Raw genomic sequence first — 18,822 nt, 5'->3', positions numbered from 1 at the left:
ATTTTTTTTCTGTTTCTGATTCTGAAGGCAGGCCCCTCTCGCAGAATGCGAAAGAGGCCAACCTGTTACGCTGGCTTGAGTAAGGACTCTGCCTGCGCCACCACGTTTTCAATGGTAAAGCCAAAGGCCGGGAAGAGTTTGCCTGCGGGCGCGGATTCACCAAAGGTTGTCATACCGACAATCTTGCCATCAATGCCCACGTATTTGAACCAGTAGTCGGCGATCCCCGCCTCTACCGCAACGCGAGCCCGTACCGTTGAGGGCAGCACCGATTCACGGTAGGCACTATCCTGCTTGTCGAACACGTCGGTGCTGGGCAGGGATACCACGCGGACTTTGTGGCCGTCGGTGGTCAGTTTCTCCGCTGCGCCCAGCGTGATCTCAACTTCTGAACCGGTAGCAATCAGGATGATATCCGGCGTGCCGTCGCTGTCCTTGAGGATATAGCCACCGCGAGCGATGTTCTCAACCTGAGCCGCGGTACGTTCCGGCTGTAACAGATTCTGACGCGACAGGATCAGTGCGGTAGGTCCGTGGTGACGCTCAATAGCCGCTTTCCACGCCACGGCGGTCTCAACCTGGTCACAGGGGCGCCAGGTGCTGAAGTTTGGCGTCAGCCGCAGGCTGGCAAGCTGCTCGACCGGCTGGTGCGTCGGGCCATCTTCGCCAAGGCCGATAGAATCATGGGTGTAGACCATGATCTGTCGCGCTTTCATCAGCGCCGCCATACGCGCAGCATTACGCGCATATTCAACAAACATCAGGAAGGTGGCGGTATAGGGGACGAAGCCGCCGTGATGGGCGATGCCGTTGGCAATTGCGGTCATGCCAAATTCGCGTACGCCGTAGTGGATATAGTTACCCGCTGGATCCGCTTTAATAGGCTTCGAGCCTGACCAGAGGGTAAGGTTACTCGGTGCCAGATCCGCCGAACCGCCAAGCAGTTCTGGCAGCAGCGAGCCGAGATGCTCCAGCGTGTTTTGCGATGCCTTACGGCTGGCGATCTTCTGCGGATTTGCCTGCAGATCGTTGATGAATTTTTGCGTTTCAGCGTCCCAGGTCGACGGCATTTCGCCGTTCATGCGGCGCTGATACTCTTCTGCCAGCTCTGGATGAGCCTGTTTGTAGGCCGCCAGTTTCTCATTCCAGGCACGCTCGCGCTCGGCACCGGCCGCTTTGGCATCCCACTGCTGATAAATCGCCTGCGGAATTTCAAAAGGTGCAGCGGTCCAGCCCAGCTCTTTACGCGCCAGCGCCACTTCTGCGTCGCCCAGCGCCGCGCCGTGCGACTCTTCTTTGCCCGCTTTGTTAGGCGAGCCAAAGCCGATAATGGTGCGGCAGATGATCAGCGACGGCTTGTCGGTGACGCTTTGCGCCTCTTTAATGGCGCGGCTGACTGCATCGGCGTCATGGCCGTCGATTTCACCGACAACGTGCCAGTTATAGGCTTCGAAACGTTTATGGGTGTCATCGGTAAACCAGCCTTCGGTTTCGCCATCAATAGAGATGCCGTTGTGATCGTAGAAGCCAATTAGCTTGCCGAGGCCCAGCGTGCCGGCCAGCGAGCAGACCTCATGCGAGATCCCCTCCATCAGACAACCGTCGCCCATAAACACATAGGTAAAGTGGTCAACGATATCGTGGCCTGGACGGTTGAACTGCGCACCCAGCGTGCGCTCGGCGATTGCCAGACCCACGGCGTTCGCCAGGCCCTGGCCCAGCGGACCGGTGGTGGTCTCAACGCCTGGCGTATAGCCGATCTCCGGATGGCCTGGGGTTTTCGAATGCAGCTGGCGGAAGTTTTTCAGCTCTTCCATCGGCAGATCGTAGCCAGTAAGGTGCAGCAGGCTATAGAGCAGCATTGAACCGTGGCCGTTAGAGAGAATAAAACGGTCGCGGTCGGCCCATGCGGGATTGGTCGGGTTATGTTTCAGGAAGTCGCGCCACAGCACTTCGGCGATATCGGCCATGCCCATTGGCATGCCTGGGTGACCTGAGTTTGCTTTCTGTACCGCATCCATACTTAATGCACGAATGGCGTTCGCCAACTCTCTGCGTGATGACATAGGGTTCTCCCTTCGTTGAGCAGAAGTGCGGGCGGGAAAGCCCGCCCGACGAAGTTTAACAGGCAAAAACTACAGGCGTGCCGCCAGCACATCCTCGAGTTTCTGCTGATCGACCGCAAACTGGCGAATGCCGTCGGAAAGTTTCTCTACCGCCATGGGATCCTGATTATGCTCCCAGCGGAACTCGGCTTCAGAAAGCGACGCGGGCTGGTGGAAGCCTTCGGTAGACGGCTCCAGCTTGCGCTCAACCGGCGCGTCGCTGTTTTGCAGTTCTTCCAGCAGGTTCGGGGAGATGGTCAGACGATCGCAGCCGGCCAGCGCGATAATCTGTTCAACCTTGCGGAAGCTCGCGCCCATGATGATGGTGCTGTAGCGGTGCTTTTTGTAGTAGTCATAAATGCGACGCACCGATTTCACGCCCGGATCGTCATCCACCACATAGGGATCCAGCGGCTTACGGCTGTTATACCAGTCATAAATACGACCCACAAAGGGGGAGATAAGGTAAACACCTGCTTCAGCACAGGCACGTGCCTGTGCGAAGGAAAACAGCAGCGTCAGGTTACAGTGGATGCCGTTTTTCTCCAGCTCCTCAGCCGCCTTAATCCCTTCCCAGGTTGACGCCAGCTTAATCAGAATGCGTGAGCGGTCGATACCGTGCTCTTCATAGAGGCGAACCAGTTTTTCCGCCTTGGTCACACACATGCCACGATCGAAAGAGAGGCGCGCATCCACTTCGGTCGAAACACGGCCCGGTATGCTTTTCAGGATCTCCATACCGAGGTTAATCGCCACTTTGTCACTGGCGTTGATGATCTGCGTCTCTTTGCTGCCGCCTTGCTTCTTCGCATAGTCAACCGCGTCGTCGATCAGGTGCTTGTAGCCTTCCAGGCTTGACGCTTTCAGAATCAGTGAAGGGTTAGTGGTGGCATCCTCGGGATGGTAGCTGCGAATGGATTCAATATCGCCACTGTCCGCCACGACGGTAGTGAACTGTTTTAATGCGTCTAGCTGGTTCATCTTTTAACTCCTTGATGAGCAATTCTTTATTGCGAATGATTTCACCCTGCAACACAGTGCATCAGGCGTTCGGTGATGAAAATACTCTTTTTCTGATTATTACGATGGGTTGAACTCATCGGGGCCCCGCACGGCGAAAACAGCGTGACGTCAAACAGGGAGAGCGTGCTGCAACATCCTGTCAGCGAGCCGGAGGGCGAAAATCGCGCATCTCAAAGATTAGCAGAACTGGGGGGTTCTGCCGGGGAACCGCACTTTACGCCCAGCCTTTCCCCGAAGGCGAAACGGCTTTATCGCGATCGCCTCAACGTTTTCCTGGCTGGCTAACTTTTATACTGCTGGCGCACAGAAGCTGATCAAGGAACCGACAATGGACGACCAATTCAAGCAGAGCGCGCTGGATTTTCATCAGTATCCTACGCCAGGCAAAATTCAGGTTTCCCCGACTAAACCCCTTGCTACCCAGCGCGATCTGGCGCTGGCCTATTCGCCGGGCGTTGCCGCGCCCTGTCTCGCTATCGCCGAGGATCCGCTGGCGGCCCATAAATACACCGCACGCGGCAATCTGGTCGCCGTCATCTCTAACGGTACCGCGGTGCTGGGGCTGGGCAATATCGGCGCGCTGGCAGGTAAACCGGTGATGGAAGGCAAGGGCGTACTGTTTAAAAAGTTTGCCGGAATTGATGTCTTTGATATTGAAATTGATGAGCAGGATCCCGACCGCCTGATCAACGTTATTGCCGCACTGGAGCCAACTTTTGGCGGAATTAACCTTGAGGATATTAAGGCACCGGAGTGTTTTTACATCGAACAGCAGCTGCGTCAGCGCATGAAAATCCCGGTTTTTCACGACGACCAGCACGGCACAGCGATCATCTGCACCGCGGCGGTGCTCAACGGATTACGCCTGGTTGGTAAAGCGATGAGTGAGGTGCGGCTGGTGGTCTCAGGCGCAGGGGCGTCGGCGATTGCCTGCCTGAACCTGCTAACCGCGCTCGGCATGCAAAAGCACAATATCGTGGTATGTGACTCAAAAGGGGTAATCTATCGCGAGCGCGAGCCGGATATGACACCCACTAAAGCAGCGTATGCCGTCGAGGACACGGGCGCGCGCCGGCTGGATGAGGTGATCGAAAACGCGGATATCTTTCTCGGCTGTTCCGGGCCGCGGGTGCTGACGCCAGAGATGGTTAAAAAAATGGCGCGTGACCCGCTGATTCTGGCACTGGCAAATCCCGAGCCGGAAATTATGCCGCCGCTGGCAAAGGCGGTACGTCCCGATGCGATTATCTGCACCGGTCGCTCTGATTTTCCCAATCAGGTCAACAATGTGCTCTGCTTTCCCTTTATCTTTCGCGGTGCGCTCGACGTGGGGGCTACCCGCATTAATGAGGAGATGAAGCTGGCGGCGGTACAGGCTATTGCTGCGCTGGCGCAGGCGGAGCAGAACGATGTGGTGGCGTCAGCCTATGACGATCAGGATCTCTGTTTTGGGCCAGAGTATCTGATACCCAAGCCCTTTGATCCGCGCCTGATTGTGCAGATTGCCCCGGCAGTTGCGCGCGCCGCCATGGACTCTGGCGTGGCCACCCGTCCTGTTGTTGATTTTGACGCTTACCGCGAGAAGCTCACCGAGTTCGTCTATAAAACCAATCTGTTTATGAAGCCGATTTTTTCCCAGGCGCGCAACGCACCGAAGCGTGTGGTACTGGCAGAGGGCGAGGAGGTCCGGGTACTGCACGCGACGCAGGAGCTGGTTACGCTCGGGCTGGCGCGGCCGATCCTGATTGGCCGCCCCAGCGTGATAGCGATGCGCCTGCAAAAACAGGGATTGAAAATTGAAGCGGGAAAAGATTTCGACGTGGTGAACAACGAGTCCGATCCGCGCTTCAAGGCGTACTGGAACGAATATTATCAGATGATGAAGCGACGCGGCGTCACGCCAGAGCAGGCGCAGCGCGCGGTGATCGGGAATCCTACGCTGATTGGGGCCATCATGGTGCATCGCGGTGAGGCGGACGCGCTCATCTGCGGCACCATTGGCGACTACCATGAGCACTATGACGTGGTGGAGAGGGTTTTCGGGTTGCGCGACGACGTTAAGGTGGCGGGCGCGATGAATGCGCTGCTGCTGCCCAGCGGTAATACCTTTATTACCGACACCTACGTTAACGAGGATCCAACGGCGGAGCAGCTGGCCGACCTGACGCTGCTGGCCGCAGAAACGGTGCGCCGCTTCGGCATTGAGCCGCGCGTGGCGCTGCTGTCCCATTCGAGTTTCGGTACCTCCAGCGCGCCGGGCGCGTGCAAGATGCGCGAAGCGCTGGCGATAATTCAGCGTCGCGCCCCGGATCTGGAGGTGGATGGCGAAATGCACGGTGACGCGGCGCTGATTGAGAGTATTCGCCGCGAGCTGATGCCGGACAGCCCGCTTAAGGGCGCGGCTAATCTGCTGATTATGCCTAACGTAGAGGCGGCGCGTATCAGCTATAACCTGCTGCGCGTCTCTACGTCAGAGGGCGTCACCGTCGGCCCGGTGCTGATGGGCATCAGCAAACCGGTTCATGTGCTGACGCGCATCGCCTCGGTCAGGCGCATCGTCAATATGGTGGCGCTGGCGGTGGTTGAGGCACAAACCCAGCCGCTATAGCCAGTCGCGCACCGGTAAAAAGTCGCGCGTCAGCGCGGCTTCTGGCGAATCTGGCTCTGGCTGGTAGTCATATTCCCAGCGTACCAGCGGCGGCATCGACATCAGAATCGATTCGGTGCGGCCGCCGGTTTGCAGACCAAACAGCGTGCCGCGATCCCACACCAGGTTGAACTCGACATAGCGGCCGCGGCGATAGAGCTGGAACTGACGCTCACGCTCACCCCACGGCAGCGCCTTGCGTCGCTCAACAATCGGCAGATAGCCGTCAAGGAATCCGTTGCCCACGGCCTGCATAAAACTAAAGCTGGTGTCAAAATCGGGCGCGTTGAGGTCGTCAAAAAAGATGCCGCCAATGCCGCGCTGTTCATCGCGGTGCTTCAGGTAGAAGTAGTCGTCGCACCATTTTTTGTAGCGCGGATAGACCTCATCGCCGAACGGCTGGCAGAGATCGAACGCGGTCTGGTGCCAGTGCACGGCATCTTCGCTGAAGCCATAATAGGGTGTCAGATCGAAGCCTCCGCCAAACCACCAGACCGGATCGGCACCGGGTTTTTCAGCGATAAAAAAACGTACGTTGGCATGGCTGGTCGGTACATAGGGGCTGCGTGGGTGGATCACCAGCGACACGCCCATCGCTTCAAAGCTGCGGCCTGCCAGCTCAGGGCGGTGCGCCGTCGCTGAGGCAGGCATCTGGTCGCCGTGAACATGCGAAAAATTGACGCCTGCCTGCTCAAACACCGCGCCGTCGCGCAGCACGCGGCTGCGACCGCCACCGCCGCCCGGACGTTGCCAGCTGTCTTCGATAAACTGCGCACCGCCGTCGGCCGCTGCCAGTTGATTACAGATTGTCTCCTGCAGACTCAGCAGAAAGGCTTTAACGCGGGATATATCAGGCATGACGTTTGCTCATTGTAAAGAAAGTGGCGCGATTATACCTGACCATTGCGGCGATCGTATTCATCGAAGTAGCGGGTAATGCCGCCCGCGATGGCCGTTGCAATGGTACGGCGAAACGCGGTGGTGCCAAGCAGCTTCTCTTCGCGCGGGTTAGTAATAAAAGAGGTTTCGACCAGCACCGAGGGAATGGAGGGCGATTTCAGCACGGCAAACGCCGCCTGTTCGGTGTGTTCGCTGTGCAGATGATGCACGGGACGGATTTGATCTAATACGTGCTTGCCCAGCGTCAGGCTGTTGCGGATGGTATCGGTCTGCACCAGATCGAACAAAATCTGATTCAGGTAGTGATCCTGCTGCTCGACCTTCGCGCCACCGACCTTATCCGCCGCGTTCTCCTTGTCTGACAAATAGCGCGCCATGGCGCTGCTCGCACCGCGGTTCGACAGGGCGAACACGGAGGCACCGCTGGCCTCAGGGCTGGTAAAGCCATCGGCGTGGATGGACATAAACAAATTTGCGCCGTGCTGATGGGCAATTTCGACGCGCTGGTAAAGCGGAATAAAGTGGTCGCTGTCGCGCGTCAGCCGCACCTCGATACTGGGATGGTCCTGCAGCAGCTGGCGCACGGTGTCAGCGATCTCCAGCACCACATGCTTCTCTTCCGAGCCTTCGCTGCCCACCGCACCGGAGTCAATGCCGCCGTGGCCGGGGTCGATCATCACGATGCGCTTGCCGTTTTTTTGCGGCGGTGCAGGCTTTGCGTGGCGTGAACTGGCGCGCAGCGGCGCATTTTCTTCCCTGGCCTGAATGGCGCGCGGCGACAGAATGGCCAGCGCCAGGCCAGAGAGCAGCAGCTGTCGACGGTTGGTCAGACGCTTGAGCAGTGAGAGTTTTTGCATATGCAGGCCCATTGATAGTCATTGTGCCCAGTGTTATATCGTAACGTTTTACGTATCGCGAGAGACGAACCCTTTCAGGCCATTACTTTGTATGTCAGGTTGCTAACAGAAAAATCACCGCTTTTTGTTATGCGCTGCGCTAACCAGGGTTGCGCCCGGCCAGGAATGCGTGATAATCAGCGAATTGAGCTTATTGCAGGGTAAAGACAATGGAAATTCGCGCTTTCCGCCAGGAAGATTTTGAAGAGGTGGTGACGCTCTGGGAGCGTTGCGATTTGTTACGTCCGTGGAACGATCCGGAACTCGATATCGAGCGCAAGATGAATCATGACGCGGATCTGTTTCTGGTAGCGGAAGTGGGTGGCGAGGTGGTCGGGACGCTGATGGGCGGTTATGACGGCCATCGCGGTTCCGCCTATTATCTGGCGGTGCATCCCGATTATCAGGGACGTGGCTTTGCCAATGCGCTGATGAATCGGCTGGAGAAAAAACTGATCGCACGCGGCTGTCCTAAAATAAACCTGATGGTGCGTGAAGAGAACGATCAGGTGGTGGCGTTTTACGAAAAGCTGGAATATGAGCCGGTGGATTCCGTACTGCTCGGCAAGCGGCTGATCGAGGACCGGGAGTATTGAGACGGTGAAATATTTGCCGGACGACTATGATGCGAAAGGGCAGCTGCGGCTGCCGTTTCTTTTTTGGCCGATCCTGCTGCTACTGGCGCGCACCTGGCTTCTGCTGGTCATGGCGGGCGCATCGCGTCAGCAGGGCAACGATTTGCTGGGGCTTTTCTATCCCGATCGCCAGACGTTCTGGCTGGGGCTGGCGCTGGGCGCCCCCGCGCTGATCGGCCTGCTGCTGACCGGCTACCGTGCACGCTGGCCACGTCTGTGGCAGGCCTGGCGCTGGGTGCTGGTGCTGTCGCTGGCAATCAACCTGGCGTGGCAGGGCATGGCGTTTGTCTCTGGCGATCTGCTCGCTTCGCCGTGGCCGCTGCTGCTGACGCTGTTTGACGGCCTGGCACTGCTGTGGCTGCTGGTCAACGCCAGGCTGCGCGACTGCTTTCTGCCGGAACATCAGCTGGCGGAATAAACTTTTTTGCGCCGGACGACTCCAAAGAGTTCTGCCGTCCGGCACAGGATTAACAGGAGTTTTAATGAAAGCTTTACCTTATTCACTGCTGGTGGCGGCCGCGCTGCTGAGCGGCTGCGCCAGTTCCGGCTCTGCGACCTCATCTGATTCGACAGTCAACTGGTATAACCCGCTGAGCTATCACTGGTCATCGGCGCTACCGTGGAACTGGTTTGGCTCTTCACTGACGGCAACCGAGCAGGGCGTCGGTGGGGTAGGCAGCACGACGGCCATGAGCGAAAGCGCAATTAGCGACGGCTTAGACGGCAACTATAAGCTTCGTCAGGGAATGCGCAGCGAAAACGGTGAGGTAGTGGCCTTCTGGCAAGCGCTGGACGAGGGGCAGGTTAAACTCCAGATCAGCGGTCGCAGCAGTGTTGAGCGCATTGACGTCATGGACAGCGCTATCGCCGCGCAGGATGGTAGTAAAATCGGCGACGCCTTTAGCGACAAATTCAGCAAAGCCTTCAATAACTGTAAGCTGGCAGGGAGCGTTAATCGCCATGACGTTGAATGCCGCGCGCCCGGTAGCCAGCACCTCTCCTATGTCTACAGCGGCGACTGGCACGGCCCGGACGGGCTGATGCCTTCTGATGATGTGCTGAAAAGCTGGAAATTAAGCAAAATTATCTGGCAGCGCTAAGGGCATTTGCGTCAGCCCCTTTTTCGGCTGGCGCATAAACTCTTGCAGTGGCTTATGCCATTTTCGACTTTGAAATCATCAAACGATATATAAAACCGCTACTGCTTTTCACGGGGTTATAAATACACTGGGCAAACGGCTGGCGTGAGCCGGATCTCATGTTTTCTCAGGGTGCCCAATGACCATAAGAACGATGAAAAATATCGTTGGCGGTATTGCCTTGTCGCTTAGCCTTGCGGGCGCGGCGAATGCCACCGAACTGCTTAACAGCTCGTATGATGTCGCACGCGAGCTGTTTGCCGCCTTGAATGCGCCATTTGAGAAGCAATGGGATGCCAGCCATCCTGACGACAAGCTCACCATTAAAATGTCCCACGCCGGTTCTTCTAAACAGGCGCTGGCGATCCTGCAGGGGCTGCGTGCCGATGTTGTCACCTACAATCAGGTCACTGATGTTCAGGTGCTGCACGATAAAGGCAATCTGATCGCTGCTGACTGGCAAAGCCGTCTGCCCAACAACAGTTCGCCATTTTACTCCACCATGGCGTTTCTGGTGCGCAAAGGCAATCCAAAGCAGATTCACGACTGGGCCGATCTGGGCCGTGACAACGTCAAACTGGTTTTCCCTAATCCCAAAACCTCAGGCAACGGCCGCTATACCTGGCTGGCAGCGTGGGGCGCAACCAGCAAAGCCAACGGCGGTGACGAGGCAAAAACGCGCGCCTTTATGGCAAAGTTTCTGAAGAACGTTGAGGTGTTTGATACCGGCGGACGCGGCGCCACCACGACTTTCGCTGAGCGCGGTCTGGGCGACGTGCTGATAAGTTTTGAATCGGAAGTGAACAATATCCGCAACCAGTACGGCAAAGATGAGTATGAGGTGGTGGTGCCGAAGAGCGACATTCTCGCGGAATTCCCGGTGGCCTGGGTGGATAAAAACGTCGAGCACAACCATACCGCCGACGCGGCAAAAGCTTATCTCAACTATCTCTATACGCCCCAGGCGCAGCAAATCATTACCAGCTTCTATTACCGCGTCAATAATGCGCAGCTGATGAGCGAGCACAAAGCGCGCTTCCCGCAAACGCAGCTGTTCCGTGTTGAAGATCAGTTTGGTGGCTGGGATAAGGTCATGAAGACGCACTTCGCCAGCGGCGGTGAGCTGGATCAACTGTTATCAGCGGGGCGTGGATAATGTTTGCCTTGAGTCAAAAACGCGTCTTGCCCGGCTTTGGTCTCAGCCTGGGAACCAGCCTGCTGTTTACCTGTTTGATTCTGCTGTTGCCGATCAGCGCGCTGCTGATGCAGCTGTCACAGATGACGCTGGCCCAGTACTGGGAAGTGATCAGCAATCCGCAGCTGGTGGCGGCCTATAAGGTGACGCTGCTTTCAGCTGGCGTGGCATCGCTGTTTAACGCTGTATTCGGCATGATTATGGCGTGGATTTTAACGCGCTATCGTTTTCCGGGGCGCACGCTGCTGGATGGTCTGGTTGATCTGCCCTTTGCGCTGCCAACGGCCGTTGCGGGCCTGACGCTGGCTGGCCTCTTCTCGGTGAACGGCTGGTACGGCGAGTGGATTTACCACGCGTTCGGCATCAAAATTTCCTACACCTGGCTCGGTATCGCCGTTGCCATGGCGTTTACCAGCATTCCTTTTGTGGTACGTACCGTCCAGCCGGTTCTGGAAGAGCTGGGTCCGGAATATGAAGAGGCGGCACAAACGTTAGGGGCGACGCCGTGGCAGAGCTTCCGCCGCGTGGTATTGCCAGAGGTGGCGCCTGCGCTGCTGGCGGGCACGGCACTCTCCTTTACCCGCAGCATTGGCGAATTTGGCGCGGTGATTTTTATCGCCGGTAATATCGCCTGGAAAACGGAAGTGACCTCGCTGATGATTTTTGTGCGCCTGCAGGAGTTCGATTATCCGGCGGCCAGCGCTATCGCCTCAGTGATCCTGGCTGCATCGCTGGTACTGCTGTTCGCGATTAATACACTGCAGAGCCGCTTTGGCCGTCGACTGGGAGGCCACTAATGGCGGATATTTCTCACCTTAACGCGGCCGATCGTCAGCCGGTGAACTGGAGCAAGTGGCTGCTGATTGGCATTGGCGTGCTCTTCTCACTGCTGCTGCTGGTGGTGCCAATGGTCTCTATCTTCTACGAAGCGTTAAAGATGGGGCTGGGCGTAACCTTCCAGAATCTGGCCGACAGCGACATGCTGCACGCGATCTGGTTAACGGTGCTGGTGGCGCTGATCACCGTGCCGGTGAATCTGGTGTTCGGCACGCTGCTGGCCTGGCTGGTGACGCGCTTTACTTTCCCTGGCCGCCAGCTGCTGCTGACGTTGTTCGATATTCCGTTCGCGGTATCGCCTGTAGTGGCTGGTCTGATGTACCTGCTGTTCTGGGGCGTTAACGGACCCGCCGGCAGCTGGCTGGACGCGCATAATATTCAGGTAATGTTCGCCTGGCCGGGCATGGTGCTGGCCACTGTTTTCGTTACCTGTCCCTTTGTTGTACGTGAGCTGGTGCCGGTGATGCTGAGTCAGGGTAGCCAGGAAGATGAGGCCGCGGTGCTGCTTGGCGCATCCGGCTGGCAGATGTTCCGCCGCGTCACGCTGCCAAACATTCGCTGGGCGATGCTGTACGGCGTGGTGCTGACCAACGCGCGTACCCTCGGTGAGTTTGGCGCGGTCTCGGTGGTGTCGGGATCGATACGCGGCGAAACCTATACGTTGCCGCTTCAGGTTGAATTACTGCATCAGGATTACAACGTGGTTGGGGCATTTACCGCTGCCGCGCTGCTGACCCTGATGGCAATCGTGACACTGTTTCTGAAAAGCGTGTTGCAGTGGCGTTTAGAGCAACAGCAGCATCGCCTGCAACAGGAGGAAAACCATGAGCATTGAGATTAAGCAGATCAATAAATCTTTCGGCCGCACCCCGGTATTGAACGATATCTCTCTGGATATTCCTTCTGGCCAGATGGTGGCGCTGCTGGGCCCCTCGGGCTCCGGAAAAACGACGCTGCTGCGTATTATCGCCGGACTGGAACATCAGAACAGCGGACAGATTCGCTTTCACGGCAAAGACGTCAGCACGCTGCACGCCCGCGACCGTCAGGTAGGCTTTGTGTTCCAGCACTATGCGTTATTCCGTCATATGACGGTGTTTGACAATATCGCTTTTGGCCTGACGGTACTGCCGCGCCGCGAACGTCCTTCCTCTGCGGAAATTAAACAGCGCGTAACGCGTCTGCTGGAAATGGTGCAGCTGGCGCATCTGGCGAACCGTTTCCCGGCACAGCTGTCGGGTGGCCAGAAGCAGCGCGTCGCGCTGGCTCGCGCGCTGGCGGTTGAACCCCAAATCCTGTTGCTCGACGAGCCGTTTGGTGCACTCGATGCGCAGGTGCGTAAGGAGCTGCGTCGCTGGCTGCGCCAGCTGCACGAAGAGCTGAAATTCACCAGCGTATTCGTCACGCACGATCAGGAAGAGGCGATGGAAGTGGCCGATAGCGTGGTGGTGATGAGCCAGGGCAATATCGAACAGGTGGGCACCCCGGACGAGGTCTGGCGCGATCCTGCCACGCGTTTCGTGCTGGAGTTCCTTGGCGAGGTCAACCGCTTCGACGGCGAGATCCACGGCTCGCAGTTCCATGTGGGGGCGCATCACTGGCCGCTGGGCTATACGCCAGCGCATCAGGGCGCAGTCGAGCTGTTCCTGCGTCCGTGGGAGATTGACGTTTCCCGCCAGAGCAGCCTGGAGACACCGCTGCCGGTGCAAATTCTGGAAGTGAGCCCGCGCGGCCATTTCTGGCAGCTGGTGGTACAGCCGACCGGCTGGCAGAGCGAGCCTTTTTCACTGGTATTTGAGGGTGACAGAAGCGCACCGGTGCGCGGTGAGCGTCTGTTTGTGGGACTGCAGCAGGCACGGCTCTATCAGGGGACCACGCCGCTGCGCGCAGTTGCCTTTGCCGAAAGCGCCTGATATTTTCTCACGCGACAGCGGGCGGAATAACATCCGCCCCTTTTTTTGCTCGCTTTGCTCGCCGGGAAACGCATCTTGACCACTCTGCACAACACTATCGGTAATACGCCGCTGATCACACTCCAGCGCCTGACGCCTGCCAACGGCAGTGAAATCTGGCTGAAGCTGGAAGGCAACAATCCCGCTGGCTCGGTCAAAGACCGCGCTGCCTGGTCGATGATCCATCAGGCTGAGCTGCGCGGCGAGATCGCGCCGGGCGATCGCCTGATTGAAGCGACCAGCGGCAACACCGGCATTGCGCTGGCGATGATCGCCGCGATGAAAGGCTATGCGCTTCGGCTGCTGATGCCCGACAATATGAGTAAGGAGCGGCAGGACGCCATGCGCGCCTACGGTGCGGAGCTGGTGCTGGTAAGTCGTGAACTTGGCATGGAGGGCGCGCGCGACCTGGCACTGAGCATGATGGCACGCGGGGAAGGGCGTGTGCTTGACCAGTTCAACAACCCTGATAATCCGCTGGGACATTACCAGACAACCGGCCCGGAAATCTGGCAGCAGAGCGCCGGACGCCTCACCCACTTTGTTTCCAGTATGGGCACCACCGGCACGATTACCGGTGTGGGTCGCTATCTCAAAGAGCAAAGCGACAGCGTAAAAATTGTCGGTCTGCAACCGGAGGAGGGCAGTGCCATTCCAGGTATCCGCCGCTGGCACCAGGCCTACCTGCCGGGCATCTATCGGCCCGAGCTGGTAGATGAGGTGATCGATATGGGACAGCGTGAAGCAGAAGAGACGATGCGTGCGCTGGCGCGGCGCGAAGGCATCTTCTGCGGCGTCAGTTCCGGCGGTGCCGTGGCGGGTGCGCTGCGTATCGCCCGGGCGCAGCCTGGCAGCGTGATTGTGGCTATCGTCTGCGATCGTGGCGATCGTTATCTCTCTACGGGCGTTTATCAGTAACGCCTCTCTGTCTCGGTCCAGACGGCTGGACCGCTTTTGTCTATAGTCATCTGGAGTATCGCCTGACGCGGGGTCTGTAAGGAACGCGTAAAACTGGCTGCGTCCGGCGCTCGCTCAGGCCAAAATAGCGGCAATTCAGGCGAGAGAACACCATGAAAATTTTGTTAGTTGATGACGATCTGGAACTGGGAACTATGCTCAGCCAGTACCTTATTGCAGAAGGCTTTGAAACCCAGCTGGTTTTAACAGGCAGCGCGGGTATCGAAGGGGCGCTTTCGGGCCACTACACCGCAATGATCCTCGATATTATGCTGCCGGATATGAGCGGTATTGACGTGCTGCGTCAGGTACGGCAGAACAGCCGGTTACCGGTAATTATGCTGACCGCCAAAGGCGACAATATTGACCGCGTGATTGGGCTGGAGATGGGGGCAGACGATTATATGCCTAAACCCTGCTATCCACGCGAGCTGGTTGCGCGGCTGCGAGCTGTGCTGCGGCGCTTCGAGGAGCAGGCACCGCAGCCGGACAAAAAGGAGATGCTGCGATGGGGCGAGCTGACGCTCAATCCCGCTACGCGTATCACTGAATGGCAGGGCAAAACGTTTGATCTGACCGCCTCAGAGTTTAACCTGCTGGATCTGCTGATGCGCTCACCGGACCGCGTGGTCTCGAAAGATGAGCTGTCGGAAAAAGGGTTAGGTCGCCCGCGTGAAGCCTATGACCGCAGCGTGGATGTTCATATCAGCAATATTCGCCAGAAGCTGGCCGCGCTTACCGCCGACAGCGTTAACATTGAAACGGTACGCAGCATCGGTTATCGCATTCGATGAGGCAAAATTATCGCGGCCGCATGTTCTGGAAGATCCTTATCGGCTTCTGGATTGTGTTCATTATTATCAGCCAGCTGCTCTGGCTGGGCTTTACGCTGGGCGGTAATCGCCATGAGCCACCGGAGATTGTCGCCACTCGCCGCATTGTCAATTTACAGATGGCCTCCGCCGTTTCGGTACTGGAGCGCGGTGGCCTCAGTTCTCTGGACGACATGATGGCGGACTGGGAGCCAAACGATCGCCAGTTCTTCTCTGTCATTCAGCATGCGCGCCCGGCCAACTCTGAGACACTGCCAGAAACCTTTAGCCCTGCGTTTCAGAAGAAATTTCCGGACGTGATTGTGCGCTGGGTGAAGGGCGCGGACGGTAAGGAGTATGAACTGCGCTACAACGTCAAGGGCCTGCGTAAAGACAGTTCACTGGGAATGAACAGGCCTCGCCGCATCCTGAATATTCCCGAGCCAATGTTTATGTTTGCAGGGTCGGTAGGGCTGCTGTTCAGCCTGTTGCTGGCGTGGAACCTGACGCGACCGATGCGCCAGCTACGCGAAGGGTTTTCACGCGTATCTAATGGCGATCTCAGCGTGCGTCTCTATCCCATGATGCGCAAGCGGCATGACGAGCTTTCCAGCGTAGCTGAAGCTTTTGATGCCATGGTAGAGCGACTGGATACGCTGGTGCGCGCGCGTGAAGAGCTGCTGCACGATATTTCACATGAACTGCGTTCGCCGCTGGCGCGATTGCAGCTGGCGACCGGGCTGGCACGTCAGACGCCAGAGAGCGTTAATGCTTCTCTGGATCGCATTGATGAAGAGGCTCGGCGGCTGGACAAGATGATCGGCGAGCTGCTGACGCTGTCGCGCGCCGGGTATGAAAGCATGCCGGACGAACAATATTTTGATCTGACTGGCCTGGTGCAGGCCGTGGTTACCGATGTGCGCTATGAGGCGCAGATTCCTGGCGTTAAAGTGGATTTACGCGTGGATGAAAGTGCAGACTTCACCGTGCGCGGCAACGCCGAGCTGATTCGCCGCGGCGTTGAGAACGTGCTGCGTAATGCGCTGCGTTTCTCTATGCCCGGTCAGCATATCGAGGTGGAATTAACGGCTGAGCAGCAGTGGCTGGCAATTCGCGTGCGCGATCAGGGACCGGGCGTGGATGAAGAGAAACTTTCCAGCATTTTCGATCCCTTCGTACGGGTGAACTCGCCGCTGCTGGGCAAGGGCTATGGCCTTGGGCTGGCCATCGTGCGGAAGGTAGTGCTGGCGCATCATGGCGAGGTGAATGCGGAGAATCGCCCGGAAGGGGGGCTGGAGCTGACGATTCGCCTGCCGCGCTGGCAGTTACAGCAGCAAGGCTGAGGCTGCGCAGAAACAACAACGGCACCCAGTGGGTGCCGTTGTTGTTTGCTGGATCCGTTACTTCTTGATACGGATAACCGGCGTCTCGCCAACCGTTACCTGACCAGAGAGCTTAACCAGCTCTTTGATCTCGTCCATGTTGGAGATAACAACCGGGGTCAGCGTAGATTTTGCTTTCTCTTCGAGCAGCGGCAGATCAAACTCGATCACCACGTCGCCTTTTTTGACCTTCTGTCCCTCTTCAGCGATACGTTTAAAGCCTTCACCTTTCAGCTCAACCGTATCAATACCAAAGTGTACGAACAGTTCAATGCCATTGTCAGACTCGATTGAAAACGCATGGTTGGTTTCAAAAATCTTACCGATGGTGCCATCAACCGGCGCAACCATTTTGTTGCCGGTTGGTTTGATGGCAATACCGTCGCCGACGATCTTCTCGGCAAACACCACATCCGGTACGTCTTCAATGTTTACGATCTCGCCTGACAGAGGCGCAACAATATCAATCGTCCCAGATGTGCTTTCTGATTTATTGCCAAAAAGCTTGTCAAGAAAACCCATATTCTTCTCCTAAACAGTATTGTTGGGCCAGCGTCTCGTGGATCAGCAGAGTGTTTTCTCTTTAATGAACTTGTTAACCAGGTTCATCAGGTCTTCCGCTGTAGGTTGAGCCAGAGCCTGCTCCGCCAGAGCCTTCGCATCTTCGAAATTAGTATTGCGAATAATTTTCTTAATGCCTGGGATTGAAATGGCACTCATGCTGAATTCGTCCAGCCCCATACCCAGTAACAGTAGTGTAGCACGTTCATCACCAGCCAGCTCACCACACATGCCGGTCCATTTACCTTCAGCATGAGACGCGTCAATAACCTGCTTAATCAGGTTAAGAACAGACGGCGTCATCGGATTGTAGAGGTGAGAAATCAAATCGTTACCACGATCGACGGCCAGAGTATACTGGGTCAGGTCGTTTGTCCCAATACTGAAGAAGTCGACTTCTTTCGCCAGGTGGCGCGCAATCACGGCTGAAGCCGGCGTTTCCACCATAATACCCACTTCGATGGTTTCGTCGAAGGCTTTACCTTCTTCGCGCAGCTGCGCCTTCAGGGTGTCGAGTTCCGCTTTCAATGTGCGAACTTCTTCCACTGAGATGATCATCGGGAACATAATGCGCAGCTTACCAAACGCGGAAGCGCGTAAAATGGCGCGCAGCTGGGCATGCAGAATCTCTTTACGATCCATAGCAATACGAATCGCACGCCAGCCGAGGAAAGGGTTCTCTTCTTTCGGCAGATTCATATAAGGCAGATCTTTATCACCGCCGATATCCATGGTACGCACGATAACCGCCTGCGAGCCTACGGCTTCAGCAACGGCTTTATAGGCCTGGAATTGTTCTTCTTCCGTCGGCAGCGAGTCGCGGTCCATAAACAGGAACTCGGTGCGGTAGAGGCCCACGCCTTCTGCACCGTTGCGTTCTGCACCTGCGACGTCACGCACGGTACCGATGTTCGCGCAGACTTCAACCTGGTGACCGTCCAGCGTAATCGCCGGCAGATCTTTCAGCTTCGCCAGCTCATGTTTATCGCCCAGATACTGCGCCTGAACGGCTTTCAGCTCTTCCTGCTCGCTCTCTGACGGATTAACGTAAATTTTATTGTTAACGCCGTCCAGGATCAGGTAATCGCCGTTTTTAATTGTGGTGGTCACGTTGCCGGTGCCGACAATGGCCGGCAGCTCCAGCGAGCGCGCCATGATGGAGGTATGCGAAGTACGACCGCCAAGATCGGTGATAAAGCCGAGCACTTTTTTCAGGTTCAGCTGCGCCGTCTCTGACGGAGTTAAATCTTTTGCGACCAGAATGGACTCATCCTGGATAGCGCTCAGGTCAACGATATGCAGACCCAGAATGTTCTGTAGCAGGCGCTTACCGATGTCGCGAACGTCAGCGGCGCGCTCTTTAAGGTATTCGTCGTCCAGCTCTTCCAGGGCCTTGGCCTGACCGTCAATCACGGAGTAGGCTGCAGCGTCGGCCGACGCGTGATCTTTCTTGATCAGGTCGATGATTTCCTGCTCCAGCTCTTCGTCTTCCAGCAACATAATGTGGCCTTCGAAGATGGCTGCTTTCTCTTCACCAAACGTCTCACCCGCTTTCACCTTGATCGCTTCCAGCTGCTGTGCAGCCTGCGCACGGCCATCAAGGAAGCGTTTTACTTCCTGTTCGACCTGATCATCAGAAATTTTCTTGCGGTTGATGACGATCTCATCCTCAATCAACAGCAGAGCTTTGCCGAAAGCGATACCTGGTGATGCTAAAATGCCTGAAATCATAACCCTACCTTTTAATCACGATGGCTCTTTGACCCAATGCGTTGCCATTG

Annotated in this window: 17 protein-coding genes; 11 read left to right on the top strand and 6 right to left on the bottom strand. The window is 56.9% G+C overall.

Features of this window, described 5'->3' with window-relative positions; genetic code table 11:
- Positions 1–65: 65 nt before the first annotated feature.
- A complete protein-coding gene (gene tkt / locus HP564_RS07665) occupies positions 66–2,066 on the bottom strand; it encodes a transketolase (protein ID WP_371241715.1) in 2,001 nt (666 codons plus the stop codon).
- A gap of 69 nt (positions 2,067–2,135) precedes the next feature.
- Positions 2,136–3,086 (bottom strand): transaldolase, encoded by a 951-nt coding sequence (tal, locus tag HP564_RS07660; protein ID WP_371241713.1) that lies wholly within the window; start codon positions 3,084–3,086, stop codon positions 2,136–2,138.
- Positions 3,087–3,456: 370 nt separating this feature from the next.
- Here tal and maeB point away from each other — a divergent pair, with 370 nt between their 5' ends.
- Complete coding sequence (gene maeB, locus HP564_RS07655; protein ID WP_371241711.1) at positions 3,457–5,736, top strand: NADP-dependent oxaloacetate-decarboxylating malate dehydrogenase; 2,280 nt, start codon at positions 3,457–3,459, stop codon at positions 5,734–5,736.
- Here the strand turns inward: maeB and hemF are convergent.
- Together hemF and amiA are read right to left on the bottom strand one after the other, a co-directional pair.
- Positions 5,731–6,633, bottom strand: a complete 903-nt coding sequence (gene hemF, locus HP564_RS07650) for an oxygen-dependent coproporphyrinogen oxidase (RefSeq protein ID WP_371241709.1) — start codon at positions 6,631–6,633, stop codon at positions 5,731–5,733. The genes maeB and hemF overlap by 6 nt on opposite strands.
- A gap of 32 nt (positions 6,634–6,665) precedes the next feature.
- Positions 6,666–7,544 carry an N-acetylmuramoyl-L-alanine amidase AmiA gene (gene amiA, locus HP564_RS07645; RefSeq protein WP_371241707.1) on the bottom strand — a complete coding sequence of 293 codons (879 nt, stop codon included), beginning with the start codon at positions 7,542–7,544 and terminating at the stop codon, positions 6,666–6,668.
- Between the two features lie 197 nt (positions 7,545–7,741).
- Here amiA and HP564_RS07640 point away from each other — a divergent pair, with 197 nt between their 5' ends.
- The 10 genes from HP564_RS07640 (at position 7,742) to HP564_RS07595 (ending at position 16,441) form a co-directional block, all read left to right on the top strand.
- Positions 7,742–8,167 carry a GNAT family acetyltransferase gene (locus HP564_RS07640; RefSeq protein ID WP_371241705.1) on the top strand — a complete coding sequence of 142 codons (426 nt, stop codon included), beginning with the start codon at positions 7,742–7,744 and terminating at the stop codon, positions 8,165–8,167.
- Positions 8,163–8,624: a DUF2919 domain-containing protein gene (locus HP564_RS07635; protein WP_371242018.1), complete on the top strand. Its 462-nt coding sequence runs from the start codon at positions 8,163–8,165 to the stop codon at positions 8,622–8,624. Before HP564_RS07640 ends, HP564_RS07635 begins: the two co-directional genes overlap by 5 nt.
- A gap of 64 nt (positions 8,625–8,688) precedes the next feature.
- The gene (locus HP564_RS07630) at positions 8,689–9,306 is read left to right on the top strand and encodes an RpoE-regulated lipoprotein (protein WP_371241703.1); all 618 of its coding nucleotides are present in this window, start codon (positions 8,689–8,691) and stop codon (positions 9,304–9,306) included.
- A 178-nt stretch (positions 9,307–9,484) separates the two neighbouring features.
- Positions 9,485–10,501: a sulfate ABC transporter substrate-binding protein gene (locus HP564_RS07625; RefSeq protein WP_371241701.1), complete on the top strand. Its 1,017-nt coding sequence runs from the start codon at positions 9,485–9,487 to the stop codon at positions 10,499–10,501.
- Positions 10,501–11,337, top strand: a complete 837-nt coding sequence (gene cysT, locus HP564_RS07620; RefSeq protein WP_371241699.1) for a sulfate/thiosulfate ABC transporter permease CysT — start codon at positions 10,501–10,503, stop codon at positions 11,335–11,337. Before HP564_RS07625 ends, cysT begins: the two co-directional genes overlap by 1 nt.
- A complete protein-coding gene (cysW, locus tag HP564_RS07615; RefSeq protein ID WP_371241697.1) occupies positions 11,337–12,212 on the top strand; it encodes a sulfate/thiosulfate ABC transporter permease CysW in 876 nt (291 codons plus the stop codon). The genes cysT and cysW overlap by 1 nt, the downstream gene beginning before the upstream one ends.
- On the top strand, positions 12,202–13,290 hold the full coding sequence (gene cysA / locus HP564_RS07610; RefSeq protein WP_371241695.1) for a sulfate/thiosulfate ABC transporter ATP-binding protein CysA: 1,089 nt from the start codon (positions 12,202–12,204) through the stop codon (positions 13,288–13,290). The genes cysW and cysA overlap by 11 nt, the downstream gene beginning before the upstream one ends.
- 75 nt (positions 13,291–13,365) lie before the next feature.
- Entirely contained in the window at positions 13,366–14,247 is an 882-nt protein-coding gene (gene cysM / locus HP564_RS07605; RefSeq protein ID WP_371241693.1) for a cysteine synthase CysM, read from the top strand.
- A 152-nt stretch (positions 14,248–14,399) separates the two neighbouring features.
- Positions 14,400–15,080, top strand: a complete 681-nt coding sequence (locus HP564_RS07600) for a response regulator transcription factor (RefSeq protein WP_371241691.1) — start codon at positions 14,400–14,402, stop codon at positions 15,078–15,080.
- On the top strand, positions 15,077–16,441 hold the full coding sequence (locus HP564_RS07595) for an ATP-binding protein (RefSeq protein ID WP_371241689.1): 1,365 nt from the start codon (positions 15,077–15,079) through the stop codon (positions 16,439–16,441). The genes HP564_RS07600 and HP564_RS07595 overlap by 4 nt, the downstream gene beginning before the upstream one ends.
- Before the next feature lie 57 nt (positions 16,442–16,498).
- Here HP564_RS07595 and crr read toward each other — a convergent pair whose 3' ends face one another.
- Both crr and ptsI read right to left on the bottom strand, forming a co-directional pair.
- Positions 16,499–17,002 carry a PTS glucose transporter subunit IIA gene (gene crr / locus HP564_RS07590; RefSeq protein WP_033753703.1) on the bottom strand — a complete coding sequence of 168 codons (504 nt, stop codon included), beginning with the start codon at positions 17,000–17,002 and terminating at the stop codon, positions 16,499–16,501.
- 42 nt (positions 17,003–17,044) lie between these two features.
- Positions 17,045–18,772, bottom strand: a complete 1,728-nt coding sequence (gene ptsI / locus HP564_RS07585; RefSeq protein WP_371241687.1) for a phosphoenolpyruvate-protein phosphotransferase PtsI — start codon at positions 18,770–18,772, stop codon at positions 17,045–17,047.
- Positions 18,773–18,822: the final 50 nt, after the last annotated feature.

The organism is Pantoea sp. KPR_PJ (assembly GCF_041386365.1).
GTDB lineage: Bacteria > Pseudomonadota > Gammaproteobacteria > Enterobacterales > Enterobacteriaceae > Pantoea.
This window is presented reverse-complemented; position numbering and strand designations above follow the sequence as displayed.

Bases quoted from the DNA above. Each gene is read 5' to 3' on its own strand.
- HP564_RS07600 (WP_371241691.1), top strand. From the start codon at position 14,400: ATGAAAATTTTGTTAGTTGATGACGATCTGGAACTGGGAACTATGCTC.
- ptsI (WP_371241687.1), bottom strand. From the start codon at position 18,772: ATGATTTCAGGCATTTTAGCATCACCAGGTATCGCTTTCGGCAAAGCT.
- amiA (WP_371241707.1), bottom strand. From the start codon at position 7,544: ATGGGCCTGCATATGCAAAAACTCTCACTGCTCAAGCGTCTGACCAAC.
- crr (WP_033753703.1), bottom strand. From the start codon at position 17,002: ATGGGTTTTCTTGACAAGCTTTTTGGCAATAAATCAGAAAGCACATCT.
- maeB (WP_371241711.1), top strand. From the start codon at position 3,457: ATGGACGACCAATTCAAGCAGAGCGCGCTGGATTTTCATCAGTATCCT.
- HP564_RS07625 (WP_371241701.1), top strand. From the start codon at position 9,485: ATGACCATAAGAACGATGAAAAATATCGTTGGCGGTATTGCCTTGTCG.
- cysW (WP_371241697.1), top strand. From the start codon at position 11,337: ATGGCGGATATTTCTCACCTTAACGCGGCCGATCGTCAGCCGGTGAAC.
- tkt (WP_371241715.1), bottom strand. From the start codon at position 2,066: ATGTCATCACGCAGAGAGTTGGCGAACGCCATTCGTGCATTAAGTATG.
- HP564_RS07630 (WP_371241703.1), top strand. From the start codon at position 8,689: ATGAAAGCTTTACCTTATTCACTGCTGGTGGCGGCCGCGCTGCTGAGC.
- cysT (WP_371241699.1), top strand. From the start codon at position 10,501: ATGTTTGCCTTGAGTCAAAAACGCGTCTTGCCCGGCTTTGGTCTCAGC.
- HP564_RS07640 (WP_371241705.1), top strand. From the start codon at position 7,742: ATGGAAATTCGCGCTTTCCGCCAGGAAGATTTTGAAGAGGTGGTGACG.
- hemF (WP_371241709.1), bottom strand. From the start codon at position 6,633: ATGCCTGATATATCCCGCGTTAAAGCCTTTCTGCTGAGTCTGCAGGAG.
- HP564_RS07595 (WP_371241689.1), top strand. From the start codon at position 15,077: ATGAGGCAAAATTATCGCGGCCGCATGTTCTGGAAGATCCTTATCGGC.
- tal (WP_371241713.1), bottom strand. From the start codon at position 3,086: ATGAACCAGCTAGACGCATTAAAACAGTTCACTACCGTCGTGGCGGAC.
- cysA (WP_371241695.1), top strand. From the start codon at position 12,202: ATGAGCATTGAGATTAAGCAGATCAATAAATCTTTCGGCCGCACCCCG.